Genomic DNA, 13,878 nt, shown 5'->3' with positions numbered 1-13,878 from the left:
GCGCACGCTTGAAAATAATGCATAAAACAATGCACACTTTATTTTACAATCTGTAATACAAACTGATGTTTACAATCGACATCAAATGACCCTATTATGTTAGCGTTATTTGACACAAATCAACAAAAAGTCCAGAGATCACATACCATTGCGGCCTTCAAGAAAGCAAACCGTTACCTGTGAGGAACAAGATGAACCTAAAAACACCTTTGCGCATCCTGTTGTTACGGCAAAATCTGGCTAAAATCATTCTTGCCATGGCCTTGTTGGCACCCATTGTATCACCTGCCCGATCACTCCCCCCAATTACAATCTGGCAAACCGAGGGTTGTAACTGCTGCAAGCACTGGGCAAATGAGATGCAAAGCGTGGGCTTTGAGCTAAATATCAATACGGTTCCTGACACAACCGCCTATCGCAGGCAACTTGGCATACCCGATGAAATGGCCTCATGCCAAACAGCACAGGCAGGCCCTTATGCCTTGGAAGGACCGGTTCCCGTTGCTGATATCATAGACATGCTAATGGCCCAGCCTGATATTATCGGACTGATCAACCCAACCAAAAACGCCTCTCCATCCAAACCCAAGACAAAAACAAATACGGACACACCTAAGGTAAAAAGAACATACATACTCCATAAAAACGGTCAGGCAACTCCCTTGCACGACAACTAAACATTTAAGGTAATCTGCATTGATATGCTTACCTTGAAATGACAAGCATGCATCAACAAGAAAGCGGCTCCACTTAGGTTGAACGAACGCTTTGCAACCAAGCATCAAGCCGCTTGCAAAAACCTAGTTTCGATAATCCTGAACAATGTTCCCCACGCCGGATTTGTCTTCATACAAAGGCAAGCGGGCAGTTTCCTGCAAGGCGGCTTCATACCAGGCCCGCATCCCCCTGAGTTCCAGCATCTGTTGGACATATTCGGAAGACAACTCTGACAGTTGCAAATCATAAGTCCTGATCCTGAAAACCACTGGTGCAAAAAATGCATCTGCAGCCGTAAAACGGCTGCCTGCCAGGAATGGGCCACCAAACCGCGAAAGGCCTTCGCTCAGCAGTCGATCTAAGCGCACCAGCTCGGCCTGCAAAGCCTCGCTACGCGCATGCAAATCTATGCGCAAGCTGCAATTCATACCACATTCACTACGCAAGGCGGGAAATCCGGCATGCATTTCAGCGCATACAGACCTGGCCCAGGCCCTGGCTTTTTTATCCTCGGGCCAAACCGCCGGATACTCCTCTGCCACATATTCAATAATCGCCAGGCTATCCCAGATGGTATTGCCACCATCCTCCAGCACAGGCACACGGCAAGTGGGTGAAAAAACAGCAAACTCGCTTTGCTGCTTTTCGCGGTCGGCATTAAAAGGATGGTTGTATTCCGCAAACGGAATATGCAGCTCCCTGAACAGAATCCACGGACGCAACGACCATGACGAGTAATTTTTATTGGCAATATGCAAGGTATACATGAAACGGCCTCCGGTATTGATGATGTTTTTATGACGCAAGCACACCTGTCCATTTTTACACCAGAAGCACATTTATGCATCAATTCCCCTGCGACAAATGGTTTTATTCAATGGACAAGCCCAATTACGATGACAAAATCCAATAACCTTATAAAATCGGGTAATAACCAAGCAATAAAAATTTCGTTTCAAAACAGCTGGTTCTCGGGTATGGTTTGACCATCTGATCCTGCAAATATTAATAAAGGAGTTCCTGCAAAATGAAGACATTGACATATACACTGGCCGCCTTCGCGCTGATTGCCGGTGCCCAAACGGCACAGGCATCCACCCTGGATACGGTAAAACAACGCGGTGAGGTTCTGTGCGGCACCACAACGGGATTTGCGGGATTTTCAGCCCCCAATGCCAAAGGTGAATGGGAGGGGCTTGATGTAGACCTTTGCAAATCAATCGCTGCGGCTGTTTTTGGTGATGCCAGCAAATTCAAGGCAGTCCCCCTGAACTCACAACAGCGTTTTACCGCCCTGCAATCAGGCGAGATAGATGTCTTGACCCGCAACACCACCGTTACCCAACAGCGGGATACCGCACTGGGCATTTTGGGTGCCGGCATCAATTTTTATGATGGCCAGGGCTTTTTGGTATCCAAAAAACTGGGCGTCAACAGTGCCAAAGAACTGGATGGCGCAACGGTTTGCATGCAAACCGGCACCTCCAACGAAAACACGATGGCCGACTGGGCCCGCGCTAACAATATCAAATACACCCCTGTTGTCTTCGACCAATTCAATGAGGTCGTAAACGCGTTTGCCGCTGGCCGTTGCGATGTTTTCACCACCGATGCCTCTGGCCTGGCCTCAATCCGCATTTCGAAATTGGGCAACCCCGATGATTATCAGGTGCTGCCAGAAATCATTTCCAAAGAACCATTGGGCCCATTTGTTCGCCAAGGGGATGACCAGTGGCTGAATATCGTGAAATGGACCCTGCATGCCCTGATCAATGCCGAAGAACTTGGCCTGACCTCGGCTAACGTTGATGAAGAACTCAAAAGCAGCAACCCCAATGTACAACGTTTGCTGGGCGTAACACCGGGTGCCGGCAAAAACCTGGGCCTGGATGAAAAATGGGCTTACAACATCATTAAACAAGTTGGCAACTATGGTGAAAGCTTCGAGCGCAACGTTGGCCAGGACAGCCCGCTGAAAATCAATCGCGGCCTGAACGCCCAATGGAACCAGGGTGGCCTGCTATATGGATTGCCAGTCAGGTAAGCTATTTGTATTTGAAATAGCCAACTTAAGCACAATCACTGCCACATCATATAATGTCTTAATTTTGTGGCAGTGATTTTCTTATGCAATCCCCTTTTTTCGTTTTTCTTGACGATGCTGTTGCCCAAACCGGCACGCTGCACGAACATCTGGTACACACAGACAATCTAAAAGCCGATGCCCTTGAGCACTTGCAGCGTCATCTTCAGCAGGGCTGGCAAAAAAACTGGCATGCCATTGTATGGGCCCCCTATGGTTTGGGTCAGGACATCATGGGGCTGGAAAAAACAGCCCTGCCCAGCACGGCCAATCTGCCACAAACGCCACATGCCCTGCAAATTTTCTGGTTTGCCCAAAAAACGCGATTAAACAATAACGAAGCCATCCAGGATTGGCTAAATGCCCGGTTCAATCCTGAAGAACCCGCCGGACTATTACAGCCGTCCATTGAGCAGAACAAAGCCGACTACCTTGAAAGCATTGAACAAATCAGGGAAGACATTGCCGCTGGCGAGGTTTACCAGATCAACTACACGACTCAGCTGAATTTCCAGGCCTATGGTTCACCCGTCAGGCTATATCAGAAATTGCGGGCCAAACAACCGGTACCCTATGGGGCCCTGGCTTGTCTTCCGGCCACCGCAGGCAACGCAATGACCGGAAACGCGGATTGGACGCTGTGCTTTTCACCTGAGCTTTTTCTGGACATTCGCAACGATGGCTGCATTCATACCGAACCCATGAAAGGCACGGTACCCGCCTTTGATGACGGACAGAATGAAGCCCGGGCAAAGGCACTTAGGGCAGACCCCAAAAACCGGGCGGAAAATGTCATGATTGTTGATCTGCTGCGTAATGACCTAAGTAAAATTGCCATACCAAACGGCGTAAAAGTACCCGAACTGTTTTCCGTGACCCCCTTTGGCCCGGTTCTGCAAATGACCACCCCTATTTATGCGCAGGCCAAACCCGGCACTAACGCAGGGGATATTTTTCAGGCACTTTTTCCCTGCGGCTCGATTACCGGCGCTCCCAAAAAAAGAAGCATGCAGCTGATTGAAAAATATGAGCAACGTGACCGTGGCCTATATACCGGCAGTATCGGCTATCTGGAACCCTGCGAAGGTGCCCTGGGTTTTTGTGGCAAACTAAATGTTGTCATCAGGACACTAGAACTAACCGCGCCCGTCAACGGGCAGGCTCCTGCCAACGCCACCCCGACAGCACAGCAATTTACAGGCCGCATGGGTGTTGGATCGGGTATTGTGCATGACAGCACGGCTGAAAGCGAATATGAAGAATGCCACTGGAAGTACCGCTTCTTGCAAAACCTGCCCCAGGATTTCACCCTGTTTGAAACCATGCTGTTTAATCAAGGCACCTGCAGCCTGCTTGAGGCACACTTAAGGCGCCTGAAACGTTCGGCTGCCGAGTTGGGATTTACCTTTAATGAAGACAGTGTCCGGCAAACGCTAAACAGCCACTTTACCCAATTGCTTGAACACGATATAAAAACCGGCCACCCGCAGGCGTACCGGATCAAGGTCAGCCTGCATGGCAATGGCTCCCTGGCAGTTCAGCATGCAGTATTAGAGCCGCTTTCGCAAGAAGCGCAAAGCGTGATTATTGCCCCACGCCCATTCCCCAACCGGGATATTTTGCGTCGCTACAAAACCAGCCATCGCCAGCACTATGACGAGCAAATGCACCGGGCCATGCAGCTTGGTGCGTTTGACAGCCTGTGTTTTAACCAGGATGGCCATTTGCTGGAAGGCGCCCGTAGCAGCATCTTCATTTACCACCAGGGCCAATGGCTGACACCGCCACTGGAGATGGATATTTTACGTAGTGTGATGCGCGAACAAATCATGCAAAACCCAAGCCTTTGGCTTTCCGCATATACCCCGGCCAATGAAAGGCCAGGCCGTGCAACAATAACGCTAACCGAACAGGCAATCACTCGTAAAATGATTGAAAATGCCCCGATTATTTTGGCAGTTAATGCACTTAGAGGACTTATGCCGGTTAAATTGCTACACTTAAAGGATTTTAATACTTGGTAAACAAAGGAAACAATCAATGAGTTTTCCCCCCTGTCCACAATGCGCCTCTGAACTTACCTACAACGATGGCGTTCAATTGGTTTGCCCTGAATGCGGTCACGAATGGCTTGAAGGCGAACAAGCCCAGTCTGAAGAAGGCCGTATTGTCAAAGACAGTAATGGCACCATTCTGCAAGATGGCGATAGCGTTACACTGATCAAGGATCTTAAAATCAAAGGTTCATCACAAGTCATCAAACAGGGAACCAAAGTAAAAAATATCCGGATCGTAGACGGTGATCACGATATTGCCTGCAAAATTGATGGCAGCAACATGATGCTGAAATCTGAATTCCTGAAAAAAATCTAATGCGGCCATGCTTTGTCATTACCACCCCACCGGCAATGACAAAGCACAACACAATCAGTTATGGCAACCTGCCAGCCAAGTGGTAAACACTAATGCTGACGGTTCAGGGTATGCTCCAGAAAAAGTACGGTTATGCAGCCCATAATAAAACCATTACCCAAAATTGGTCGTGCCATGGCAGGAATATGCTCCACCACAACCGGTGGCAAAAAGGCAATCAGAATTGAAAGCATGACAGGAAAAGCAACAGTTACGCCACTGTAAAAATCAACCACGCCCTTTTCCCTGACCAGCATTTGTAATGAGGCGGCCAGCTGGGCAGACATGACATACAATAAAGCCGCCCCCATGACAACCGCCGGTATCAAAGACATAAAGCCAATAATACCCGGTACCAACGAACACAATACCAGCAATAATCCGGCAAGAACCAGCGGGTAACGGGAGGCACATTGCGTGGCGGCAATCACGCCCGGACTCATGGAATAATCAATCGGCCCAATGACGCCAAAAAATCCGGCCAGCGTATTACCCAACCCGGTAATGCCCATGCCTTTTTTGCCACGTTCAGCCATATTGCCCGCGCCCAGCATGGCGCCTACCCCTTGAATGGAGCCAAGCTCATTAATCATCAAGGCAACAAAACTGAAGAAAAAAGCCAACAGGGTTGGCAAGTCAAACTCTGGCTGCCACACCAGTGAGGAAAAAAACAGCTCACCGGTTTGTGCCAGGGGCAGCAATGCCGGCAAGCCGCCGGGCCAGCCAACCAGGCTAAAATAAACCAAAGAGCCCAATACCAGGCCCAGCAATACCACCATCGACTTCCAGACGCCATTTAGCCATTTGTTACCTAACAACATCATGAGTGCCAGCAACAAGGCAAATACCAAATTGCCTGCAGGATTGCTTGTTTGCCCCATGGATAAACGCAAGATAAGTGGTGACAGGGTCACGGCCACCAGAACCAGGATGACCACGACCACCCGGGGTGTAAAAATTTTCTGTATTTTCCCCAGCCCACCGCTAAACGCCAATAAAGCAATGCAGGCTCCACCCATTGCTATGGCAGTATAAATGGCCGCTGCAGAGCCGGTACCCGCCACAATACCCAATAACAATACCGAGGCAGGCCCAACAATCAAGGGCAATCTATGTCCCCACAATACCTGCACAAACATGACAAGACCACAAACGGCAAACAGCTTTTGCATATACATGATCTGGGCGGGAACATCCCGCCCCTGCAAAACGGCTACCACACTGCCAATAATCAACAAGGATGGGACCGCAATACTAAACCACTGCAACCCGTACATCAGCATGGGAAAAGCGCGGGGTTTATCATCCAGTTGGTACTTCATGAAAAACATCCTTCAAAAAACCAATGCCCTTTGCAGGATTTTCTGTGGATCGGGATAAACATAAGATCCCACAATACGCCCACCATGAGAAAACCGGCTTTGAATAAAGGCTTCGGCAACATTAGAAGGCGCATAATGACACATCAAGGTTGCCTGCACCAGCAAAACCAGCTCCTGTGCCACTTGCCGGGCACTATATTCCAGCTCGGAAGCATTGTTACGCAATCTCATCTTGAGCGAGTTAACCGCCTGGCTTAACAAGGAATGCATGCCAGCCTCGGTAGAAAGATTGCCTAGCAGGACTTCTCCCAACTCAGGCTCATTACGCAAGGCTCGCAATACATCCAGGCACATCACATTACCTGAACCTTCCCAAATTGAATTGACCGGTGCTTCACGTAACAGGCGTGGCATAGGGCCGTCCTCAATGTAGCCATTGCCGCCCCACACCTCCATGCATTCAGCCACCGTTTCAACCGCCCGCTTACATACCCAAAATTTGGCAGCGGGCGTCACGATCCGGGCATAGGCCCGGGACAGGCTTGAATGCCGGTTTTCCACTGCATGCGCAAGAACCATGGACAACCACATGGCCGCCTCACTTTCCAGCACCAGATCGCACAACACCATTTGCATCAGTGGCTGATCAACCAGCAATTTGCCAAATACCCTTCTATGACGGGCATGGTGCACGGCCTGTACCACCGCCTGGCGCAACAAGCCAGTGCTCCCCAACACACAATCAAGCCGAGTTTGCGTGACCATTTTGATAATCGCCTGGATGCCCCGCCCCGGTTCACCCACTGGCAAGGCCCAGGCATTTTGCAACAAGACCTCGGCACTGGCATTGGAACGGTTGCCCATCTTGTCTTTAAGACGCTGGATTTTCACCCCGTTCAGGCTACCATCCGGGCACCAGCGAGGAACAAAAAAGCAGCTTAATTCGCCATTTAGTTGCGCCAATACCAGATGGGCATCAGCGAGTGGCGAAGAAAAGAACCATTTATGGCCGTTCAGGCAATAGGTATTGGTTTGCTTATATTGGCCTGCAGGTTGCGCAATCGTGGTATTGACGCGCACATCAGAGCCTCCCTGTTTTTCAGTCATGCCCATGCCAATCATCATGCCTTTCTTGCCCTCCAGGGGCTGGTCGGACGAATCATATTCCCGACTGAACAAATGAGGGATCAGGTCCTCAAACCAGGACTCACGCTTCAAGGCAGGAATGGCAGCAAAAGTCATGGTGACCGGACACAGGCTGCCTGCTTCGGCCTGAGCGTGCAGATAGAACAGTGCAGCGCGCCTGACATGGGCATTGCTTTGCCAGGCATCGGAATGAACGCCCTGCTCAAACAGGCTGCGCAACAACACGTGCCAACTGTCGTGAAAAGAAACCCCGGCAGCTTGACCGCCTGCGTCATTAATCGTTTTATAAACAGGTGGATGTCTGTTGGCGTTGACGGCATGCTGCAAAACAGCAGCTGAACCCATCTGCCCACCATACTCGTGACAATCATCCATGGCCCACGATGCCCCCAAAGCCTTAAGGGCTTCTTTCAAGGCCGGATCGCAGTCAAAAACATTGTAATTCTGCAAATCGGGGACCAGATTGTCTGAAACCGGATCATGCTGCATATCAACCTCCTTTGAAAACACCCTTGGCATTTCCTGTTGAATACCGCCTTACCGCTATAGCATTGCCATTTTTTTAGCCAGCGCCACCACTTCCTTCAAAAACACTGACTCATCACTTTTTCGCCAGCTCATCATGACCGGCGACGTAAACCCTGCCGCATTGAAATCAATATACACCACATCATCCCGCAGCAAGCGCTTTACCGATTCGGGCACCAGCGACACACCAATACCGGCGGCCACCAGGCCAATTGCCGTCTGCAACTCATTGACCTCCTGCACCACATTGGGTGTATAGCCGTGTTGACTGAACAAATCCAGCACATGGTCGGCATAACTGGGGCGAGGGGAAGCCGGATACACAATCAGGGGTTCCTGCAAAATTTCATTGACGCCAATACCTGAAAGACTGGCCAGCGGATGATGCCGGGGGACGGCAAGCACCAAGGGCTCGTCCAGCAGAACCAAACGTGCAATTTCAGGATCATTCAATTTAATACGCCCCATGCCCAGATCTATGCGCCCCATTTTCAAGGCCTCAAACTGTTGCAAGGTGGTCATTTCCACCAAGCCAATTTCCACCTTGGCACTCAGATTCCTTAACTCGCGGATAAAATCGGGCATATATCCATAAAGTGTGGAAGGCACAAACCCCACCCCGAACCAGATACGGTCCTTTTTACCAATCCTCTGCGTGGCCTTAATGGTTTCTTCCAGCTGCTGCGTCATTTTCTGGGTATGATCCATGAAATACTTGCCCGCATCAGTCAGACGAATACCCCGTCCCTGGCGTTCAAAAACCTTTACCCCCAACTCTTCCTCAAGCAGCTTGATCTGCCTGCTTAGCGGGGGCTGGGCAATATGCAACAGCTTGGCAGCACGGGTAAAACTGAGTTCCCGCGCCACACAATGAAAATAGCGAATTTGCCTTAACTCCATAACCCATACCTTTAAAGTATCGAAACCTATAAATATAGTCTTAGACAGCAGAAAAAACTACAAGGATAATTAATTCACTTATATTAAAACATATGGCTATATCCAGCACCTGCATTCAAATTGCATGGATATATTCCATACTTAAAAAACCAGGAGATTTCCTTGATGCGAAACCGTAACCGTTCATTTGTGGCCAAAAAAATATTAACGCTTGCCACAGCCAGTAGCTTGCTTGCCCTTTCCAACACCGCACTGGCTGCCTATCCCGAACGCCCGATTTCCTGGATAGTTCCCTTCCCGCCAGGCGGCGCCATGGACGTTATTGCACGTACACTGGGTGAAGCCATGAGCAAAGAGCTAGGCCAATCCATTGTTGTTGAAAACAAGCCTGGCGCAGGTGGCAATATTGGCGCTGCCCAGGTTGCCAGTGCCAAACCCGATGGTTACACCATCATGATTGTGGCCAATGGCATGGCCGTCAATCCCTCTTTATACAAACAACTCACGTATGACCCCATCAAGGACTTTGCGCCCATTTCACTGTTGGCGGCCGTCCCCAACATCCTGGTCACTCAAGCCACCCGCAATGACATCAACTCTGTCAAGGACGTGATAGCGCAAACCAAGGAAAATCCAGGCAAATACACTTATGCTTCAGCCGGCGTGGGCACTTCCATTCATCTGGCAGGCGCCCTGTTTAACTACTTGGGCGAACTGGACATGCTGCACGTGCCTTACCGTGGCAGTGGCCCGGCCGTGACTGATTTACTGGGCGGACAGGTAGATTACATGTTCGACAGCATTACCTCTGCCAAGCCGCATATCGATGCTGGCAAGCTCAAGGCCTTGGCAATTACAACAGCGAAACGTTCTTCTACCCTGCCCAACCTGCCCACTGTTTCAGAAAGCGGGCTTGACGGTTATGAACTAACCCCCTGGTTTGCCACCTTTGCACCAGCGGGCACGCCTGACGAGATTATCCAGACCCTGAATAAAGCCATGCTAAATGCCATGGATTCAGAAAAAGTCAAAACAACCTTTGCAACCATTGGTGCGGAAAAAATCGGCAGTACCCCCGATGAACTGAAATCCTATCTACAGGATGAAACCACTAAATGGCAAAAAATCATCAAGGAAACAGGAATTTCCGCAAACTGAGTAAAATGAATACTCACGGCTCATCTTTTTAAAAGGAACTCATATGCTTTACATGGTTGAAATGAACGTAAATATCCCTAATGATATGCCCGTAGAAGTGGCCAATGAAATCAAGGCAACAGAAAAAGCCTACTCTCAAGAATTACAACGCTCTGGCAAATGGGCTCATATCTGGCGCGTGGTAGGTGAATATAAAAATGTCAGTATTTTTGATGTCGAAAGCAATGAAGAACTGCATACGCTTTTATCTGGCCTACCTCTTTTCCCATATATGGATATCAAGGTAACAGCACTATGCAGGCACCCTTCCGCCATCTAACTTGCATACTTGCCGCCTAAACAATCTTGTAACAGCAAACCTGGTTTGCTGTTTTTCTTTTTCAGCAACAGGATATATCCCATGAGCACCATCCAGATCAACAATGAAACCTTCAATTACCGCTTAAGCGGCCCTGAAGACGGCCCGGTTCTGTTTTTTTCAAACTCACTGGGCACCACCCACAGCATGTGGGCCAGCCAGGTAGATTATTTCAGCAAAAATTATCGTGTATTCAGCTACGATACCCGCGGACATGGCGGATCGGCCAAAAACAAAGGCCCTTACACGCTTGATCAACTGGGTAATGATGTACTGCAAATTACCCGTGCCCTGGGCATCGAGAAATTCAACTTTTGCGGTATTTCCATGGGAGGCCTGATTGGCCAATGGCTGGGCATCAATGCTTCTGAAAACCTGGAAAAACTGGTTATCTGCAACACGGCCGCCAAAATCGGGCAGGAAGCCGGCTGGAATGACCGCGCAGCTCTGGTTCGCGCCCAAGGTATGAATCCCGTTGCTGATGGCTCTGCAGGCCGCTGGTTTACTGAAAGTTTTGTACAGGCTAACCCGGCGATTGTGAACAATTTGATTGATGGCTTGCGCCAGACCGATGCCGAAGGCTATGCCGCTTGCTGCGAGGCCTTGGCCAAGGCGGATTTACGCGATCAAATAGCACAGATCAAAACCCCTACCCTGATTGTGGCAGGTACCCATGACCCGGTAACCACCGTAGCCGATGCGGATGCCATGGCAGAAAAAATTGCCGGTGCCAGCCGGGTTGACCTGAATGCCTCACACTTGTCCAATATCGAGGCAAGCGAAGCGTTCAATCATGCCCTGGAGGCTTTTTTAAAGGGATAACACCGTTATTTCCTTCAGGCTGAACAACTGTGGCATCCACAGGCATTCCCTGCCCAAACAGGCAAACCGGCACTGCCACCAGCACAACACCTTGGAAATACCGCTTGCAAACGCGGGCCTGACCGGCCCCGCAAGCATAAAAAAAACCAAGTCGCTGAAAACACATCCAGCGACTTGGTTTTTATTTACTCATGTTTTTCAGGCAGGTAAAGTACTTGCCTGAAAAACATGAGCAGCCCTTTAGGCAATACCTCCCAGCCGTGCTGGAAGGTTGTAAGCATTAGGCTTGTGCGCGAGCGCGGGTTACTTCGGTACCAATCAGATCCTTGCGTTCAGCATGCAGATCAAAATTGAATTGAATATGCGAGAATGGGCCATTCATGTCATATTTTTTGATCACCTCAGGATCAGACTCTTTCTTGACCTCAGGAACCAATCCTTCACGTGTTGCGAAAGCAAAGTCATCCCACAAGTATGGGTCGCCATCAATATTGATCTGAGTTGTTAGCTTGCGTTGGCCTTCGGCAGTCACAAAGAAATGGATATGCGCAGGACGATGGCCATGGCGACCCAGTTTTTTCAGAATCACATCGGTTGCTCCACCCGGAGGTACGCTGTATCCAACCGGCAACACACTGCGGAAACAGTAACGGCCGTTTTCATCGGTACGAATGCTGCGACGCAGGTTGAACGGCTCCTGTGAAGGGTCAAAATGGGAATAATTGCCCAAATGGTTAGCGTGCCATACTTCAACCAAGGCATTTTTCAGCGGATTACCTGCTTCATCACGCACCACACCTTCCATCACCAGTGCCTCGCCAATTTCACCATCTTTGTCCAGACGGGCAAAGCCAACCGATTCGGGCGCGCCGGCAACATATAAAGGACCTTCAATGGTACGTGGTGTACCACCGGAAATACCGGCCGCAGCCTCTTCCTCGTCCAGACGGATATCCAGCAAACGCTCAAAGCCAAGACCAGCTGCGATCAGGCCAAATTCCTGTCCACTGTTACCCAGGAAATTCAAGGCAGTCCAGAACTCGCTAGGCGTGACATCAAAATCTTCAATCGTATTGAACAAATCGCTAATAATACGATTGATGATCGCCTTGATGCGTTCATCTTCAACCGGGCTTTCTGTTTTTTGCATTTGTGCCAGTAAGGCGGCAACAGACTCTTTACTCATAATGTCTCTTCCTTTTGTGAAGTGATTAAAAATCCAAATAAATTTACAACGCTTGCCAAATCATTATTTTCTTGTGTAAAAATTAACCTTGTCATCATCCAGGGTGATACCCAGTCCTGGGCCCGTTGGAATTTTCAGGGTGAAATTGCTGTAATCCAGTGGTGTCGCCAGAATTTCATCTTTCAGCAAAAGCGGGCCAAACAATTCAGTACCCCACTCAAGATTGTTTAAGGTAGAAAACAAATGTGCAGCAGCAATGGTTGCAATGGAGCCTTCAAGCATTGTGCCACCATAAAGGGCAATATCGGCAGCCTGGGCAATGCCAATCAAATCACGGGCATTTTGCAGGCCTCCTGCCTGTTCAATCTTGATGGCAAAAACGTTAGCACAGTGCCGTGAAGCAAGCGCAAATCCGTCTTCCGGACCTTTCAGGGATTCATCCGCCATAATTGGCACAATACCCAGTGCAGTCAAACGCTGCATGCCGGCCAGGTTTTTCTCATGAATGGGCTGTTCTACCAGCTCTACGCCAACCTCAGCCAAAGCCCTAAGATTTTGTACTGCCTGGGTTTCAGACCATCCCTGATTAATATCAATCCGAATACTGACATCATCACCCACCGCTTTTCTAATAGCTGCAATATGCTTGATGTCGTCTTTAGGCGAACGCATGCCTATTTTAAGTTTGAATATATTATGCCGGCGCGTCTCAAGCATCTGCTCGGCTTCTGCAATATCTTTCTGGGTATCGCCACTGGCCAGCGTCCAGGCCACACCAATTTCATTGGCCACCACTCCACCAAACAAGGCATTTAGCGGAACACCCAGACGCTTGGCATACGCATCATACAAAGCGGTTTCAATCGCACACTTGGCAAAACGGTTATCTTTAATCGTTTTATTAACCAGCTTGCGCAAGGCAGCCAGTTTAGTGGCTGATTGGCCAATAATCAGGGGAGCAAAATAACTGTCGATATTTGTCTTGATGCTTTCAGGACTTTCACCACCATAATTGAGGCCACCAATGGTTGTTGCCTCTCCGATACCTTCAATGCCATCAGAAGTCTTGATACTAACCAGAACAATGCTTTGGCAATGCATGGTTGCCACAGACATTTTATGTGGCCTGATAGTGGGGATATCCAAAATCCGGGTGTTAACTTCAACAATCGTTGCGTCCATCTTGTCCTCTGATGAAATAATTCTTTTCATTAATATTTCAAGAGTATATAAGCACAGGCAAGAT

Annotated in this window: 13 protein-coding genes; 7 read left to right on the top strand and 6 right to left on the bottom strand. The window is 49.2% G+C overall.

Annotation, left to right across the window (positions count from 1 at the left end):
• Positions 1-191: 191 nt before the first annotated feature.
• A complete protein-coding gene (locus ACM5Q9_RS10955; protein WP_418144777.1) occupies positions 192-677 on the top strand; it encodes a DUF411 domain-containing protein in 486 nt (161 codons plus the stop codon).
• A gap of 123 nt (positions 678-800) precedes the next feature.
• On the opposite strand, the gene ACM5Q9_RS10950 is transcribed toward ACM5Q9_RS10955, so the two are convergent.
• The gene (locus ACM5Q9_RS10950) at positions 801-1,523 is read right to left on the bottom strand and encodes a glutathione S-transferase family protein (protein WP_418144776.1); all 723 of its coding nucleotides are present in this window, start codon (positions 1,521-1,523) and stop codon (positions 801-803) included.
• 221 nt (positions 1,524-1,744) lie between these two features.
• Here ACM5Q9_RS10950 and ACM5Q9_RS10945 point away from each other — a divergent pair, with 221 nt between their 5' ends.
• From ACM5Q9_RS10945 to ACM5Q9_RS10935, 3 genes are all read left to right on the top strand, one after another.
• Positions 1,745-2,761: an amino acid ABC transporter substrate-binding protein gene (locus tag ACM5Q9_RS10945; protein ID WP_418144775.1), complete on the top strand. Its 1,017-nt coding sequence runs from the start codon at positions 1,745-1,747 to the stop codon at positions 2,759-2,761.
• A gap of 83 nt (positions 2,762-2,844) precedes the next feature.
• Positions 2,845-4,824, top strand: coding sequence for a chorismate-binding protein (locus tag ACM5Q9_RS10940; protein ID WP_418144774.1), 1,980 nt, complete (start codon positions 2,845-2,847; stop codon positions 4,822-4,824).
• Between the two features lie 16 nt (positions 4,825-4,840).
• Positions 4,841-5,173: a zinc ribbon domain-containing protein YjdM gene (locus tag ACM5Q9_RS10935; RefSeq protein ID WP_418144773.1), complete on the top strand. Its 333-nt coding sequence runs from the start codon at positions 4,841-4,843 to the stop codon at positions 5,171-5,173.
• A gap of 89 nt (positions 5,174-5,262) precedes the next feature.
• Here the strand turns inward: ACM5Q9_RS10935 and ACM5Q9_RS10930 are convergent, their stop codons facing one another.
• From ACM5Q9_RS10930 to ACM5Q9_RS10920, 3 genes are read right to left on the bottom strand one after another with little or no spacing between them, the layout of a single operon-like run.
• Entirely contained in the window at positions 5,263-6,534 is a 1,272-nt protein-coding gene (locus ACM5Q9_RS10930) for a solute carrier family 23 protein (RefSeq protein WP_418144772.1), read from the bottom strand.
• A 12-nt stretch (positions 6,535-6,546) separates the two neighbouring features.
• Positions 6,547-8,169 carry an acyl-CoA dehydrogenase family protein gene (locus tag ACM5Q9_RS10925; RefSeq protein ID WP_418144771.1) on the bottom strand — a complete coding sequence of 541 codons (1,623 nt, stop codon included), beginning with the start codon at positions 8,167-8,169 and terminating at the stop codon, positions 6,547-6,549.
• A gap of 54 nt (positions 8,170-8,223) precedes the next feature.
• Complete coding sequence (locus tag ACM5Q9_RS10920) at positions 8,224-9,108, bottom strand: LysR family transcriptional regulator (RefSeq protein ID WP_418144770.1); 885 nt, start codon at positions 9,106-9,108, stop codon at positions 8,224-8,226.
• Between the two features lie 165 nt (positions 9,109-9,273).
• Between ACM5Q9_RS10920 and ACM5Q9_RS10915 the strand changes: the two genes are divergently transcribed.
• From ACM5Q9_RS10915 to pcaD, 3 genes are all read left to right on the top strand, one after another.
• Positions 9,274-10,266 (top strand): Bug family tripartite tricarboxylate transporter substrate binding protein, encoded by a 993-nt coding sequence (locus ACM5Q9_RS10915; protein WP_418144769.1) that lies wholly within the window; start codon positions 9,274-9,276, stop codon positions 10,264-10,266.
• A 43-nt stretch (positions 10,267-10,309) separates the two neighbouring features.
• The gene (gene catC / locus ACM5Q9_RS10910; RefSeq protein WP_418144768.1) at positions 10,310-10,585 is read left to right on the top strand and encodes a muconolactone Delta-isomerase; all 276 of its coding nucleotides are present in this window, start codon (positions 10,310-10,312) and stop codon (positions 10,583-10,585) included.
• Positions 10,586-10,666: 81 nt separating this feature from the next.
• Positions 10,667-11,446 carry a 3-oxoadipate enol-lactonase gene (gene pcaD, locus ACM5Q9_RS10905; protein ID WP_418144767.1) on the top strand — a complete coding sequence of 260 codons (780 nt, stop codon included), beginning with the start codon at positions 10,667-10,669 and terminating at the stop codon, positions 11,444-11,446.
• A 280-nt stretch (positions 11,447-11,726) separates the two neighbouring features.
• On the opposite strand, the gene catA is transcribed toward pcaD, so the two are convergent.
• Both catA and ACM5Q9_RS10895 read right to left on the bottom strand, forming a co-directional pair.
• Positions 11,727-12,632 (bottom strand): catechol 1,2-dioxygenase, encoded by a 906-nt coding sequence (gene catA / locus ACM5Q9_RS10900; protein ID WP_418144766.1) that lies wholly within the window; start codon positions 12,630-12,632, stop codon positions 11,727-11,729.
• A gap of 63 nt (positions 12,633-12,695) precedes the next feature.
• Positions 12,696-13,844, bottom strand: a complete 1,149-nt coding sequence (locus ACM5Q9_RS10895) for a muconate/chloromuconate family cycloisomerase (protein ID WP_418144765.1) — start codon at positions 13,842-13,844, stop codon at positions 12,696-12,698.
• Positions 13,845-13,878: the final 34 nt, after the last annotated feature.

This window comes from Advenella sp. RU8 (assembly GCF_048381675.1).
Classification (GTDB): Bacteria; Pseudomonadota; Gammaproteobacteria; order Burkholderiales; family Burkholderiaceae_B; genus Advenella.
Note: the sequence above shows the minus strand (reverse complement) of the source record. Positions and strands in the feature narration are given on the sequence as shown.